General features: G+C 65.0%; 15 protein-coding genes. 5 read left to right on the top strand and 10 right to left on the bottom strand.

Features of this window, described 5'->3' with window-relative positions; genetic code table 11:
- Positions 1-292: 292 nt before the first annotated feature.
- Genes NN4_RS26755 through NN4_RS26740 form a run of 4 tightly spaced genes read left to right on the top strand, consistent with a single transcriptional unit; the run spans position 293 to position 3,568 of the window.
- Positions 293-1,018 (top strand): alpha/beta hydrolase, encoded by a 726-nt coding sequence (locus NN4_RS26755; RefSeq protein WP_147137002.1) that lies wholly within the window; start codon positions 293-295, stop codon positions 1,016-1,018.
- A gap of 18 nt (positions 1,019-1,036) precedes the next feature.
- Entirely contained in the window at positions 1,037-1,498 is a 462-nt protein-coding gene (locus NN4_RS26750; RefSeq protein ID WP_246181098.1) for a hypothetical protein, read from the top strand.
- Positions 1,491-2,798 carry a WXG100 family type VII secretion target gene (locus NN4_RS26745; protein ID WP_147136999.1) on the top strand — a complete coding sequence of 436 codons (1,308 nt, stop codon included), beginning with the start codon at positions 1,491-1,493 and terminating at the stop codon, positions 2,796-2,798. The genes NN4_RS26750 and NN4_RS26745 overlap by 8 nt, the downstream gene beginning before the upstream one ends.
- A complete protein-coding gene (locus NN4_RS26740) occupies positions 2,795-3,568 on the top strand; it encodes an ESX secretion-associated protein EspG (RefSeq protein WP_147136996.1) in 774 nt (257 codons plus the stop codon). The genes NN4_RS26745 and NN4_RS26740 overlap by 4 nt, the downstream gene beginning before the upstream one ends.
- 89 nt (positions 3,569-3,657) lie before the next feature.
- Here NN4_RS26740 and NN4_RS26735 read toward each other — a convergent pair whose 3' ends face one another.
- The 4 genes from NN4_RS26735 to NN4_RS26720 form a co-directional block, all read right to left on the bottom strand.
- Complete coding sequence (locus NN4_RS26735) at positions 3,658-4,281, bottom strand: phosphoribosyltransferase (protein WP_147136993.1); 624 nt, start codon at positions 4,279-4,281, stop codon at positions 3,658-3,660.
- Between the two features lie 62 nt (positions 4,282-4,343).
- The gene (locus NN4_RS26730; RefSeq protein WP_147136990.1) at positions 4,344-5,192 is read right to left on the bottom strand and encodes a carbon-nitrogen hydrolase family protein; all 849 of its coding nucleotides are present in this window, start codon (positions 5,190-5,192) and stop codon (positions 4,344-4,346) included.
- Positions 5,193-5,327: 135 nt separating this feature from the next.
- Positions 5,328-6,572, bottom strand: coding sequence for a tyrosine-type recombinase/integrase (locus NN4_RS26725; protein WP_147136987.1), 1,245 nt, complete (start codon positions 6,570-6,572; stop codon positions 5,328-5,330).
- A 27-nt stretch (positions 6,573-6,599) separates the two neighbouring features.
- The gene (locus NN4_RS26720; protein ID WP_147137017.1) at positions 6,600-6,785 is read right to left on the bottom strand and encodes a helix-turn-helix transcriptional regulator; all 186 of its coding nucleotides are present in this window, start codon (positions 6,783-6,785) and stop codon (positions 6,600-6,602) included.
- Positions 6,786-7,034: 249 nt separating this feature from the next.
- Here NN4_RS26720 and NN4_RS26715 point away from each other — a divergent pair, with 249 nt between their 5' ends.
- A complete protein-coding gene (locus NN4_RS26715) occupies positions 7,035-7,469 on the top strand; it encodes a DUF2637 domain-containing protein (RefSeq protein WP_186818649.1) in 435 nt (144 codons plus the stop codon).
- 220 nt (positions 7,470-7,689) lie between these two features.
- Here the strand turns inward: NN4_RS26715 and NN4_RS26710 are convergent, their stop codons facing one another.
- The 6 genes from NN4_RS26710 to NN4_RS26685 form a co-directional block, all read right to left on the bottom strand.
- Positions 7,690-8,955, bottom strand: coding sequence for an RNA ligase family protein (locus tag NN4_RS26710; protein ID WP_147136981.1), 1,266 nt, complete (start codon positions 8,953-8,955; stop codon positions 7,690-7,692).
- 1 nt (position 8,956) lies between these two features.
- Positions 8,957-9,859 (bottom strand): phosphatase domain-containing protein, encoded by a 903-nt coding sequence (locus NN4_RS26705; protein WP_147136978.1) that lies wholly within the window; start codon positions 9,857-9,859, stop codon positions 8,957-8,959.
- 54 nt (positions 9,860-9,913) lie between these two features.
- Complete coding sequence (locus NN4_RS46655; protein ID WP_147136975.1) at positions 9,914-10,633, bottom strand: PE-PPE domain-containing protein; 720 nt, start codon at positions 10,631-10,633, stop codon at positions 9,914-9,916.
- Positions 10,634-10,800: 167 nt separating this feature from the next.
- Positions 10,801-11,136, bottom strand: a complete 336-nt coding sequence (locus NN4_RS26695) for a hypothetical protein (RefSeq protein ID WP_246181097.1) — start codon at positions 11,134-11,136, stop codon at positions 10,801-10,803.
- A 195-nt stretch (positions 11,137-11,331) separates the two neighbouring features.
- Positions 11,332-13,146 (bottom strand): DNA polymerase, encoded by a 1,815-nt coding sequence (locus NN4_RS26690; protein ID WP_147136968.1) that lies wholly within the window; start codon positions 13,144-13,146, stop codon positions 11,332-11,334.
- Positions 13,143-13,382, bottom strand: a complete 240-nt coding sequence (locus tag NN4_RS26685; protein ID WP_147136965.1) for a hypothetical protein — start codon at positions 13,380-13,382, stop codon at positions 13,143-13,145. The genes NN4_RS26690 and NN4_RS26685 overlap by 4 nt, the downstream gene beginning before the upstream one ends.
- Positions 13,383-13,395: the final 13 nt, after the last annotated feature.

The raw sequence follows: 13,395 nt of genomic DNA, 5'->3' as shown, positions 1-13,395 counted from the left end.
AGACGCAGCACGGCGGCGGCGACCGGCTCAGCGGCGGCGACCGGTGCGGTGCAGGCCAGGGCGACCAGCGCCGCCGGCCACAGCAGGGACCGCCGGGGCAATGGGCGACGGAGTCTTCTCAACGGGCACCTCGGTCTCTGCAAGCCGACACAGCAATCTGCGGGCAGTCTAGCCACCTGGACAATGTCCGTCCGGCCCGATACCGACCCTGGCCGGGGCGAAGGCGGTCCGGCGCCGGTGCGATGTCATCGTGAAGTCCACTGAGCGCCAAGATCTTTGACAAGATCTCGGCATGCCCTTTTTCGACGGCGCCCGTGGCCGGATGCACTATCGGCGGTGGCCGAGCGAAAACCGCGTTGCGACAGTGCTGCTGCTACCCGGGCTAGGCCAGCACAGCGGCCACTACCACCGCTTCGCGCGATCGCTGAAGGCCGCAGGCATCGGGACCTGGGCACTGGATACCTCGGGTCACGGACTGAGCGAGGGCGATCCACGCAAACCGGGCACGCTGGCCGAGCTCGTCGCGGACGCGCGGCGGCTGTTCGACCTCGTACGGGCGACCGAGCCGCAACCCCCCTTGATCTTGATGGGCCATTCGCTCGGCGCGGTCACCGTGCTCGGCATGTTCGGTGCCGCGGTGCCGGATCGGGGCGAGACGACCACGGATTCGACGATTGTGGAACGCGACTATCCGCTGCGACCCGCCATCCCGACCGATGCGGTGACCGGCGTGGTGTTGTCCGGCGTGCCGAAACGGGCACTCGGCGGTGGCGCCCCCGGCGCGCCGGGTTCCGCACTGCCACGCCACCTTCCGGTGCTCGCCGTGCACGGGGTCGAGGACCGGCGGGCGCCGATTGATGCGGTGAAGGTATGGACTCGGCGCCACGAATCGGTAGATTTACGGGCGTACGCCGACGCCGGGCACGATCTGCTGCACGAGCCGGTGCACGCGCGGGTCGCTGCCGACATCGCGGACTGGATGCAGGGTGTCGTCGTGGGGTTGGCACGGCGCCCGTGAACTGAGCCTCGCTCAGAGATGAGGAAGGGGGACGTCGAGGTGCCATCGAACGAGAACGCCAACGGTGTCGGACGCCCGGATCTGTCCATAGTCACGGCGCCCGGCGTCACCGTCGCCGCCTTGCACACCGCGGTCGACGACGGCGAGCTGTGGATCGACCGCATGCTGGTGGCCGAGGGCGTGCATGAAAAGTGCGCGCGCCGCTACGAGCAGCTGGCCAACCAGATCGAAGAACAGATGCGATTACTCAGCGCCGCCTCGTCGCTGCCGGGGTTCGGCGGGTTCGCCTCCGGTGACGCACTGCGCGCGGGTTTCGAGAACAAGGCGCACGGCGCGCTCACGCGGCTGTGGGAATACGCCGAAGCCGCCAGGGAACTGGCGCTGACCTTCCGCGCCGCAGGCTCGGCCTACCAGGGCGCCGACTCCCTGCTCGCCGCGTCGGTCGGCCGGATCGACGCGGAAGGAACCGCCCATGCGTAGATTGCCGCACACGCCAGGGCAGACGTTCGTCCGGCGCAACGACCCGCCCTACGCGCCGAACGTCGAGATCTTCGACAGTATGACCCATCGCGAAATCCACGAGAAGGTCCAGCTGCTGAAGCCCGCGGTGCTCGCGGGTGGACAGCAGGCCTGGGGCGACGCGGCCGCCGGACTGGCCGACGCGGTCGCGCAGGCGCACCTCGAGGTCCGGGCAGCCATCGCCGACGGTTGGCGCGGCGGCGCGGCGCAGAAAGCAGCCGACGCGGTGCACGCGTTCGAGCAGACCGGTCAGGATCTCGCGGACGTGCTCGCGGTGGTCTCGCAACGGCTCGGTCAGGCCGGCGACGCGGCCGAGGCGCTGCGGGCGGCAGTGTCCGCGCCGACCGAGAAGGCGCCCGATCTCGGTGCGGCGCTGCTGGATCCGACGCAGGCCACCAGCAATATCGCCGACCAGAAGTCGGCCGAGCACACGCGCCAGGACATCGTGCGGGCGATGAACGACATCTACGCCGGTGTGTTCATCCCGACGGGTACCGACGTGCCCGCGTTCGGGGACCAGCAGTCCGGCGACGTGCAAGTCACCACCTATACGACACCGGTCGCGAAGATCGCCGGGCCCGGACTCGGCGCGGAAAGCCCTGTCACGCCTACGGTTACGTTGGACACGCCCTCGGACACCAGCCGTCTCGTCGGCGAGCCGGTAGCCGCACCGGAGGCCGAGGAAGCTGTCGCTGTCGAAGAGCGGCCGACCGAGACCACGCCTGCGACGGTTGCCGCGGCGAACGGTGTTGCCGATGCGGTCACCGGAAGTGTTTCGGCACCGACGCCCCCGCATGTCACCGCCGCCGGAGTAGATGCTCCACAGACCACGGGCGCGGCCAGCACCGCGCAGAGCTCCAGTGCGATCACCGCACCGAACACCACCACCGCGTCGGCGGCCCCGCAGGTCGTCGTGCCGGGTACCGCGGCCCCGGCCGCGCCCGACGAGCAACGCAAACGCGACGAACGGCGCAGGGACAGCACCAATGACGCGGTCACCGGGCTCGGCGCGGGCGCGATGGGCGGATTGATGGGCGGTGCGATGGCCATGGGCGACGCACCGCGTCAAGGATCCAGCGTGGCCGCGAACGCCGCGAACGCGACCGCCCGCGCCACCCGCTACGACGACGAGGACGAGGACGACTTCCACTTCGACGATCTGCCGACCTTCCTCGAACCGGCCGACGACAACGGCGAGCTGATCGGCGCCATCGATCCGACCACGCCACCGGTGCTCGGCGAGTGGACCGAGTTGGAGTGAATTGGACGCTGACGCCGGACCAGTTCGCGCTGGCCTGGGCGCGCACCGACGGCGATCGGATGCCCTATCCGCTGACCGTTCGGCTCTCCGCGCGCGACACCGAGGAGCGGGACGCGCAACTACCGGCGTTGCACAGTTGGTGCGATCGGGTGCTCGACGCCGACCTGGAGGCGGCACTGCGGGTGCTCGGCGCGCCGGAACTGCGGATCGAGGTGTACGGCGAGCGCGACAGCACGCCGGGACCGGATGATGCGGTCGTCCGGCCGGTGCGGGTGCTCGGTGCCGCGGCGGGCAATGTCGCGGTGGTGGCGGCGCAGCGTCCCGGCGCGACCGCGGACCACGGCGGTGACATCCGGCTGTTCGTCGGCAGTGTGAAAAGTCTGACCGCCCGGGTGGTTTCGATGCTGCCGGAGAACTCCCCGGGCACCACACCCCGGCTGACCGCACCGCTGGCGCGGGTCGGCGAGGACAGCCGCGACCTGGTCACCGTGCCGGTCGCCGGGCCGACGGTGCCCGCCCGCATCCGCAGGATGCTCCGGCAGCCGCGCGACGGCATCGGCCAGATCGTGGTGTCGGCCCGGCGCGGCGACGGCGAGCTGCGCCCGTTCGGGGTGCTCTGCTGGATCGACGTGTGCGAGGACGGCCGCTACTCGGTGCGCACCGGCACCGACGTCGACATCGTTCCGGTCACCGCGCACGGCTTGATCGCCCAGCTGCGCCCGATGGTCACCGCCGCCGAGCGCACCATTACCTACGCCCAGCGCTGGTAAACCCCGTCGCCGCACACCTTTTGATTTCCCGCACCGGGAATCGCATGCGATTTCATGTGCGGGAAATCAGAAAGTGTGCGGGTGGCGCGTCAGGTGAGCAGGGTGGTGACTTCTGCGTCCTCTAGCTGGTGGAAGTCTTCGTAGGCGGTGCCGACACCGCCGAGCGAGTCCGGGACCAGCGGGCAGACCACTTGGTCGGCCTCGGCGGCGACGCGGCGCAACGCTTCGGCGGAGGAGACCGGCACGGCGACCACGATGCGGCTCGGCTGGTGCAGGCGCGCGACGCGGCAGGCGACCACCACGGTCGCGCCGGTGGCCATGCCGTCGTCCACGATCACCACGGTGCGCCCGTCGAGCGGGATCGGTTTCGCGTCGCCGCGCCACACCGCCCGGCGCCGATCCAGTTCCGCCCGTTCCGCGTCTTCGATCTGGGCGAACTCCCGCTGGTTTATCCCGGCGTGCGACAACACGTCCGGGTTGAGCACCCGCACGCCGTCCTCGCCGATGGCGCCCATCGCCAGCTCCGGCTGCCACGGCACGCCGAGCTTGCGGACCAGCAGAATGTCGAGGTCACCGCCGATGACGTCACGCACCGCGGCGGCCACCGGAACCCCGCCGCGCGGCAGACCGAGCAGCAGCGGATAGGCCGCGCGCAGGTCCTCCAGATGCGTGGCGAGCGCGCGACCGGCCAGTGTCCGATCGGGGTAGATCATCCATCAAAACGCTACGCGCGACCGCGGCCCGGCAACAGCCCCGATCGCTGCGCATCGCTGCGTCAGCCACGCTCCGTGATCGCGAACCGCCGCAACGCGAGGCTCGGATTGGTGGTGCGAACCTTCGCCAGGTGATCGAGATCGACACTCGCGGTCAGCACCCCCGGTTCGTCGCCGATCTCGGCGAGCACGGCCCCGGTCGGATCGACGATCATCGACGCCCCGGCCCCGCGCGGCGCCGCCTGGTCGGCCGCGACCACATAAACGGTGTTCTCGATGGCGCGCGCACGCACCAGCGTCGTCCACTGATCGACCTTGCCCGGACCGGGGATCCACTGCGCGGGCAGCACGAGCACCTGCGCGCCCGCCGCGGCCACCCGGCGGATGCCCTCGGGGAAGCGCAGATCGAAACAGGTCTGCAAACCAAATGTCACGTCCGCCACATCGAAGGTGGCCGGTTCCGTGATCGGGCCCGCCTCCACCGTCTCCGATTCGAGGTGTCCGAAGGCGTCGTAGAGGTGCACCTTCCGGTACACCGTGGCGAGGGCTCCATCGGGCCCGAGGACGACGAGCGTGTTGCGGATCCGGCCGCCGCCGGGCTCGCCCTGCTCCACCATTCCGGCCACCAGATGCACCCCGAATTCGCGGGCGATCGCGCCGAGTCCGGTGACGAACGGCCCGGTCAGCGGTTCGGCGACGGCCACGACACGCTCGTCGAGCCGGGTGACGGCAAACATCGAGTATTCCGGCGCGACGACCACGCGGGCGCCCCGATCGCGCGCCGTGCGGACGTGCTCGCGCAGTGCGGAAAGGTTGGCCGACGGATCGGTGCCGGGGGCGAACTGGACGACCGCCACGTCCAGCTGGTTCGGTGCTGGGGTCTGATTCGTTTCGGAGCTATCCAGTTGCATACGTCTCACCGTATTGGGGCGGTGGCCGGGCAGGCCAGCAGGAGGCAGTAAACTCCTGGATTAGATGCCAGCGAGCCCGTGACCAGCGTTGAGCTGGTGGAATCCCGCTCGCTCTACGATCCCTCTACGATTCCGCTAGACAACCCGCAGGTTGAGGCGCTGTTTGCGTTGTTCGCGCCGTCCGCGCTGGAGTTCTTCCCCGAGCGTGAACTTCCCGCGTGGCTGGTTGAGCAGATGGGCGTATACGCCGTAGGTCACATCCGCCTTCGAGTGGCGCACCCGTATGCACAGGTCTACGACGTCCATCCCGCCCGCGATCATCGTGGACACATACCAGTGCCTCAGCGAATGGAAGTGGAATCCGTCGCGGCCGACCGGCAAGCCCGCCCGCCGAGCCGCGTCGGTGATCCGGCGGTGGAACGTCGAGTAGGTCAAGGGCCGCCCGTTCTCGGTCAGCATCAACCCGGAGGTACGCCCGTCCAGGGCCTCAACGAGGCACTGAGCTACGTACGGGTCCACGGGGAACCTTCGCCTAGAGCCCCGGCTCTTCGGAGGCTGGTAGGGCTTGTCCGGGTCCTCCCGGTCCCGCTTCTGCGTCCACTGCTGAGTCAGCTTGTAATCGGGCTTGTCCCAACGCGCCGTCTCGATCAACGCCCCGCACGCTTCCTTGGCCCGAAGCCCCATCCCTGCACCCTGCCAGAAGGCGACACGCATATCCGCGCTCAGCTCGTCGTAGACGGCCCAGACCTGTTCGGTCTCCGGCACCCACACATCGGACTCGTCGTCCTCGTCGTCGTCCAAATCGACTTCGTCGTCCTTGAGCAGAACGGGCCGAGCGCGCTTGGTGCACGGTTGCCGAACGCGTAGTTCGGCTTCTATCGCGGCATCCATGATCCGCTTGAGCTGTTTGAAGATGTCCAGCCGGGTTGTGTGCTTCATGCCCTCCGCTTTCAGCTGGAGCATGAACCGCTGTACATGATGTTCGAGGATCGCTGAAACACACTGATCAGCGATGTCGAATCGGCCAATGATGTTGTTGATCGAGCCGTAGGTGTTGCGGCTGGACTTGCCGACATCTTGGAGGCTCAACCACTCCGGCATGTATTCGCGCAGAGTCACTTTCGCCCGGTCACGGGTGACGTGCAGACCAGTCGTGCGGATCAACGCCACCTGGTTCTGTGCCCACTCGTCGGCGTCGGCTCTGAGGGTAAAGCCCTTGGTGTGCGGCTGATGGCGCAGCCCGTCCTGGTACGCGCCGCGCCACTGCAAGCCCTTGCCGTAGCTCTTGGACTTCAGGAACTTGCCGCGATCATCCTTGGTTTTGAGATGCCATGTGTCGTAGGGCCGTAGCGCTCTGAGCGGCGGAATCGGCTTGGCCATGCCTTGGGGTATCTCCTGTGCTGCCGGTCAGCCTCCGAACTGCTCGTCCTCCCAGGCCATTACGTCCGTGAGTCGGTAGCGGCAGTGTCCACCGCCGGGCCGGGCGAATCGTGGACCCCGGCCTTCCCATGCCCAGTTGGCAAGCGTCTGTACGGAGACTTTTAGTCGTGCGGAAACTTCGGCTCGGGTGAGCCATTCAGTGTTTTGGGACAGTTCGGAACCTTCCGTGAGGGTTTCAGTGATTGTCCATAGGCGAGCCGATTGCTATTGGTTAGCTGAACCGGGATGCCTTCTCGCGGACGAATTTTCGTGCGTTGACGCCGGGCGCTGAACTCCATACGTTCGAGTCCGACAGACAAACAAAGAGCCCCCCACCGGATTGGTACTCCGATGAGGGGCGGTACACCAAGTTGAGGTTGGTGCAACACGATGCTATCTCGTGCGCTCTCGCGCGTCTTTGAGGTGACCCCAGTACAGGCGGCGACGGCTGGAACCGTCGCGGTCGGCGGGTTCTCGTTCCTGGTTTCGTATACCGAGTTGTCGTGGCTCGCGGCGTATTACCACACCCCGCATCCGTGGTCGTTTCCGTTGATCGTTGACGGCTTGGTGATCGTGTCCACGATCGCGGCTACGGCGATGCGGCGACACGCCTGGTACGCGTGGGTGCTGCTCGGTGTCGGTGCAATCCTGTCGGTCGTAGGCAACGGCTTGGCCGCGTACCTGTCGGCTGGCTCGTGGGTCGCGGTCGGTATCTCGGCTGTGCCTCCGCTGGTGCTGCTCGCGGTAACCCACCTGACGATGGTGATGCGCGATCAAGCCGACTCGCCCACTGTCGAATCAGTCGACCAGTCGGCGGCGGACTTCGACATCTCCGAACTGGAGCTTGTTCCGGCTTAGATGCGCCCGGCCGGTACCCCCTGGCATGACCCCCGAGAGTTGGGCTCTCCGGGGGCTACCGGTCGTGCGGTGCTACCTTCGGATTCGTCGCTGTCTCATTCACACGTCGCAGTGACAGACGCCGGGAGTTTCGGCCCCCGGCACTTCTTCGAGACTGGCAGCAGTCTCGGATACGCGGTTGCGGGAGGCCGGCACGACGGCCCCCCGCACTCCGCTTCCCCTACGCCGCTTCGGCCTGAGTCGATTCCAGGTCAGCGATTCCCTGGTCGAGCATCCGCGTCTCGTGTTCGAAGAACGCTGGAGCCTTCGCCTTGTACAGGTCCGGGGTCAGCCCTTCGACGCGGACCACCACGCCTTCATCGACGGTCGTACCGGGGTCGAGCGGGACCGCGTTCGGGTGTCCCTCGTCGTGGTATCGCTTGTTCATCCAGTCATCGACTTGGAAGTTCTCGGCGTAGCCCGCCCACAACAGCGGTGCCGGGTTCAGTCCGAGGCTGTGGCAGAACTCTTCGAGTTGCGGCCAGGCGAGATCGACGGTCCGCCCTTCCGGGTTCACCATGGCGACGCGGTAGACGTACAGCCTGGTGTGGCCCTTCGGGATGTCGTAGGTGTAGCCCTTCTGGATTGGAGAGAGGTCAGAAGTCCAGCCGATCAGTTCGCCATAGATCACGTATCCGGCAGGGATCAGTCCGTCGAGCTTCTTGCCCTCGGTGGTCCAGACGTCCGTGCCATAGTGGTGGATCTGATCAGGATCATTGATGTCTTTGATGACCCTGCGTGATCCGTAGACGTTGTCGTAGGTGGTCTGCTGAACCGTGACGCCGAGGCGTTGGGCGAGCCGTTCGCGCCAGGTGAGCTTGCGCTCAACGAGGGTGTGCCCGACGCGGATTGAGGTCCCGTGGAGCTTCTGTGTGACGTAGATGAAGTCATCGGGTTCGATCGCGTGTTGGTGTCGCCAGTATTGGTTGGTGTCGAGATGTTGCGGGAAGAATCTGTCGGCGACGCGTCGCGGCTTGGGCGCCAGGTTTCCCTTGGTGCTCGTGGTCCGCGGTGGTCGTACCTCATATTTGCGGCAGATTTCGACGTTGTTCAGGGTGTCGAAGGTGTCGCCCTCGCGAAGTTCGCGCGGGTCGATGCCGGTGAACGCCAGGCTTGCCAAGGGCATGAACATCGCGTCGCTTCGGTGCCCGCCGAACTTCAGCGCCTTGACCCGGCGGTTGTCTTCGAGGTAGCCGGTGGTTGTCGGATCTTGGTTGAGATCGGCGTTTCGATACAGGCTGTTCGCTGAGGCGTATTCGTGGCTGAGCTGCGTTTCTGCGGGGAAGAACACGCCGAGATCGCCTACTTCCCAGCCTTTTTGGGCGATGGCCTGGTGTCCGTAGAGGGGCAGGCCGACGATCCGGTCCTTTCCCTTCAGCGTAAGAACCGCCTTCACCGAAGCGACGACGGCCGAGTAGTTCTCGTTCTTGGGAGTGTCGAGACGCAAACTAGAAGTTCCCTTCCTGGACCTGAAATGTCTTGAGCCCCAGCCGTCGCCACATGGCGACAACGCGGTTCCGATCGTCAAAGACGCCAATCACGTTGAAGTACGGGGCAATCGAGTCTCGGAAGATTTCGTACTTCACTATCGCGTCATCTCGGTTGTCTCCGGTCTTTCGCATGTACAACTCGTCATGCAGGACTCCCTTGTCATCGAGCCAACGTTCCGTCTCGGGTCGGCAATCCTCGGATCTGCCAGAGACAAGGATGTTCCGGTGATTCGGATACATCGTGTTCGCGATGTGCCTAACCGAATCGTCTACCCGGTCTTCTGATACACGCGTGTAGTCATACGGGCTTCGACCGGTCATGTGGGCCAACGTTCCGTCAATGTCCCATATGATCGCCAAAGGCTTCGTCAACTGAGCCACGTACGGTTCGAACACTGTCGACGGGAGTGCTTCGATCTCCGGCCACGTCCCAAGCGGGAACTTCGCCGCCATCTTCCGGATAGCATCTGGATCTACATAGCGGCCTTTGCCGTAGAACGCTCGTTCGTAGTTCTGCTCAAGGCACACATCGACCGGGGTGGTGATGTCTTCTACCCGGAACGTCGTGCCGTGGCGCTGAGCGAACTCCGCCCACCCTCGGGCGTACCTCTTACGAAGGTTGGTGCCGTCTTCGATCACGTCATAGCCGTCAGCCAGAAGACGAGAAACGGCGGCCCGCTGGACCGCCGTAACCTGGTTCTCTTCCTGTAGGGAAAGAACTCCCTCTTTGCCGAATAACATCAGTCGGTAGTCATCCCGGCTGACGCGTGCCCGTTGTGGCCTCGCATTCACCCACTGGCGGGCGAACATCGTCTTTCCGCTGGCGGGGTAGCCCCGAGTGATGACTAGCTCTGTCGTCATGCAACCTCCGGCAGACTGCCGAACGAAACATCTTGCCCAAACAGGTTCTTCAGGTCAGAACTCCTCGTTGAGCGCTTCGGCCAACCGCTGTGCGTGGCCTTCGAATACGTAGGCGTCGGTGTGACGTCCGTCGAAGAGGTAGGCCCGCGCCTGCCTGGCGACGCCGAACCACTTGCGGTGGTTTTGGATCGACCACCACTGCTGGAGCTGGTTACGTGTCGCTACTTCGATGAGGCTTTGCCCCCATCGGATGAATCCATCCAGACTCGACATGTTCCAGTAGGCCGAAAGATCCGCGACCGATCGCAGCGCCGAACCTTCGGGCAATGCCGTGATCGGGTCGTCTTCGGCGGCGACGTGCCATGCAGGGATCCCGGTGATACGGCGTTGCCCAGTGATGCCGTAGCCGCCAGGGTCTGGGCCGACCAGATCGACGCCGGCTGGGCGGGCAGGGTCGGCGATCAGGGCGACGCCGAGGACTTCGAGGTCGGGATGGATTCCGCGGCCGATCTCATCGGCGACGTCTCCGGCGATGCCTGCGCCCTGGCTGTAGCCAGCTAGGACAACGAGATTCGGGGTTTCTCGGATGGCTCGAATCAGTGCGTCTCGCCCAGCCCGTACAGAATCGGCGTAGGTGACCCTGCGGCCGTAGTCGGCGGGGTAGTTGACGAAGCGGTAGCGGAACAGGTCAGGGTCGAGGTGGTTAGCGAATGTGCCGGTGACGCCTTCGCCGTTCGGGTTCCAGGTACCGCCCATGATCAGGACGTCGATCATTCGCAACCTCCGGCGCTGCCGGTGCTTGAAGAGTCACATGAGTTGGAGTACGACGTGTCCGAGTCGTAGGCCCCTGTGGCGCCAGCGGCGGACGCGGTGTCGTAGTGGGGCGAGCTGGTGGTACTGGTTCCGTAGGTGGTGCGCTTCTTCTTGTTTCGGTAGGTCATTCAGGTTCCTTGCTGGAAGCTTTGAAGGGCCAGTTCGGCTTCTGCGAGCTGACCGGTCAGGGTGTCTTTCTCGGTGTCGAGTCGTTCGGCTTCGTCTAGCGCCGCACGGAATCGGCGAATCAGCGCTGGGAGTGCTGAGTGGATGACCGCGATGAACTCGGCGTTCTCTTGGTTCAGGAATGCTGCGACCGGCTTTCGTTGGGCATCGTCTTGGGACCACCACAGGTCCCAGCAGCCCATTCCCTCGTCCTCGGACGCCGACCATGCGCCGGTCTGGGCTCCTGTGGTCTGTGACCACGCCTGGTAGATCCGGTCCAAAAGTTCGTCATCGTCCACTGTGTTGCCAATCGCAGTCGACGGCTGCGGACTTCGCGCTGGTGTTGGCTGCGACTACGCAGACGACGGTCCTGCCGTCAGGGAGTCGAACGGTTCGGACCTCGGTGCCGACCGTGCCCGCCCGGGATGGATCGCACGCGGACAGCAGTAGGACACCGGAAGCCAGAAGGCCCGCGGCCACGATCTTTTTCATGTTCAAGCAGCTGCTTTCATGTATCCGTGACCCCATGACGGTCCGTAGACCTCGGGGTCGGTGTCGATGTCGACTCCGTGGAGATCCATCCGCATGTGTCGGGCGATCTCGGTTGCGCCCCATTCGGCGTGTTCGATGGGCAGTGATGCGACGACTTCGTCGTGCATAGGGAGTCGCATGTACGGAGTCCATCCGGCCGCGTCTAACGCCAGCAGTCCGCGGCCAGTCACATCGCGTGATGTGCTCTGGATGACGTAGTTCAGCGCGGCGTACCAGCGACCGGAGTCGACCGGTAGCCGACGCCCTACCGGCGTGGTGACGAATCCGTTTGCCTTGGCCTCGTTTTCGAGCTTCTTGGCTAGGATCGCGACCTTCGGGTAGGTGCGTTCGAACCCTTCGATGACTCGCCGAGCGGCGGGGAAGGTGATGCCCGCCTTTTGGGAGAGTGTGCCAGCGCCGCCGCCGTAGACCTGGAGGAAGTTCGCCATCTTGCCGACCGGCCGTGCGACGCCCGCCGCGTCTCCAGTCATCTGGTGCAGGTCGGCACCATCGGCGAAGGCGCGGCGCATTGTTGGGTCTCTGCTCAGCGCGGCCAGCACCCTGAGTTCTTGCGCCTGGTAATCGACAGAGACCACGGTCTGGCCGGGGTCCGCGATGAAGCATCGTCGGACTGTCCAGTTACTCGAGGGGAGTGTCTGGGCGGGAATCCCAGTGATGCTCATTCGAGCTGTCCTGGCGCGAAGGGGGTTGATGCTCGGGTGCACCCGGCCCGCCGGGTCCGCGCCTCTCAGGAACCCGTCGATCCAAGTCGTTCTCCACTTCCCTGCCCGCTTTGCTTCGGACACGGCTGCGACCAGGTGGCCGACGCTGCCGATCTGGGGGTCGTCCTCGGCCAGTTGCTCCAGGAGATCCTTGTCGACCTTCCGTTTCCCGGTTTCGGTGCGGGCTTTGATTCGAACGCCTAGCTCCTCCAAAGCGTCTGCTACTTGCTCGGTTGAGTTGACGTTCTCTACGCCGAAGAACGCCAGTGCGTGAAACGCTGCTTCGTCTTCCTCGGTTCGCAGCTTCGCCGAGAACTGCTCGGTGTAGGCGGTATCGAGCAGGAACCCGGTTCGTTCCATCTCAGTGCACACCCGCGCTAGCTCGTGCTCGTAGCTGATCAGGTGTACGGAGTCGTGCGGCACTTTCGGTTCGAGCTTGTCCCAGAGTCGCCGTGCCAGGACGGGGTCCATGCCTGCGTAGAGCATGAATTCTGGATCGTCCAGTAGCTCTGGAACCTTCCAGACCAGTTCCTTGTTCGTCTTGTACTTCTTAGCTAACCTCGGCATTAACCCCTTGACCTCGTCGGCAGTGACGGGGTCTATCAGGGCTCTGGTGAGTTGTTCTAGCTTGTGTCCCGTACCACCTTCTTCTTGGCCGCGCGGGTCAACCAGGTGAGCGAGAATTTGTGTGTCGGTGGTTCTGGGCCACATGTCCGACATCGGTACCCCCAGGTGCTTTTCGAGCACCTGGAGGTCGAACGATGCGTTGTGAATGAGCACCCGTTCTAGACGTGCGACGGCGAGACGCGCCGCGTGCCAGTGTTTTTGGCCCTTCTCGACGGTGACCACCCACGATTCGGTGCCGGTGCCGAATTGCACGGTGCGAAGCCGGTATCCGGCGCTGTAGATGTCCAGGCCGGTTGTCTCGGTGTCGATCCCGATCCGGTGCCGTTTGTGTCCGTCGATCCAGTCGGAGAACTGCGTGAGGTCGGCGTCTGTCTCAGGTATGCGGATATAGACAGGCTCGCCGCGGAGCCGGTAGCTGAGTTCTTTCACGCCACCTCGGGGTAATAGATGCGCCTGACGATGCGGCTGATGTTGGGCTCACCGACGCCGTACATCTCCGCCAGCTCCGCGTGACTGAGCTTCGCGTTGTCGGCTAGCCGCCGGATCCATCGGACATCGTTGTGCGACAGCTTTTTTCGGTTGTCGTACTTCGTCTTCAGTGCTTCGTTCTCGGCCTCCAGATCCTCGATCCGGCGATACAAGAAGGCGGTTTCAGCAGTGGTCACGGTGCGGTGCTCC

The sequence above is a fragment of the Nocardia ninae NBRC 108245 genome (assembly GCF_007990755.1).
In the GTDB taxonomy this organism is placed as follows: Bacteria; Actinomycetota; Actinomycetes; order Mycobacteriales; family Mycobacteriaceae; genus Nocardia; species Nocardia ninae.
This window is presented reverse-complemented; position numbering and strand designations above follow the sequence as displayed.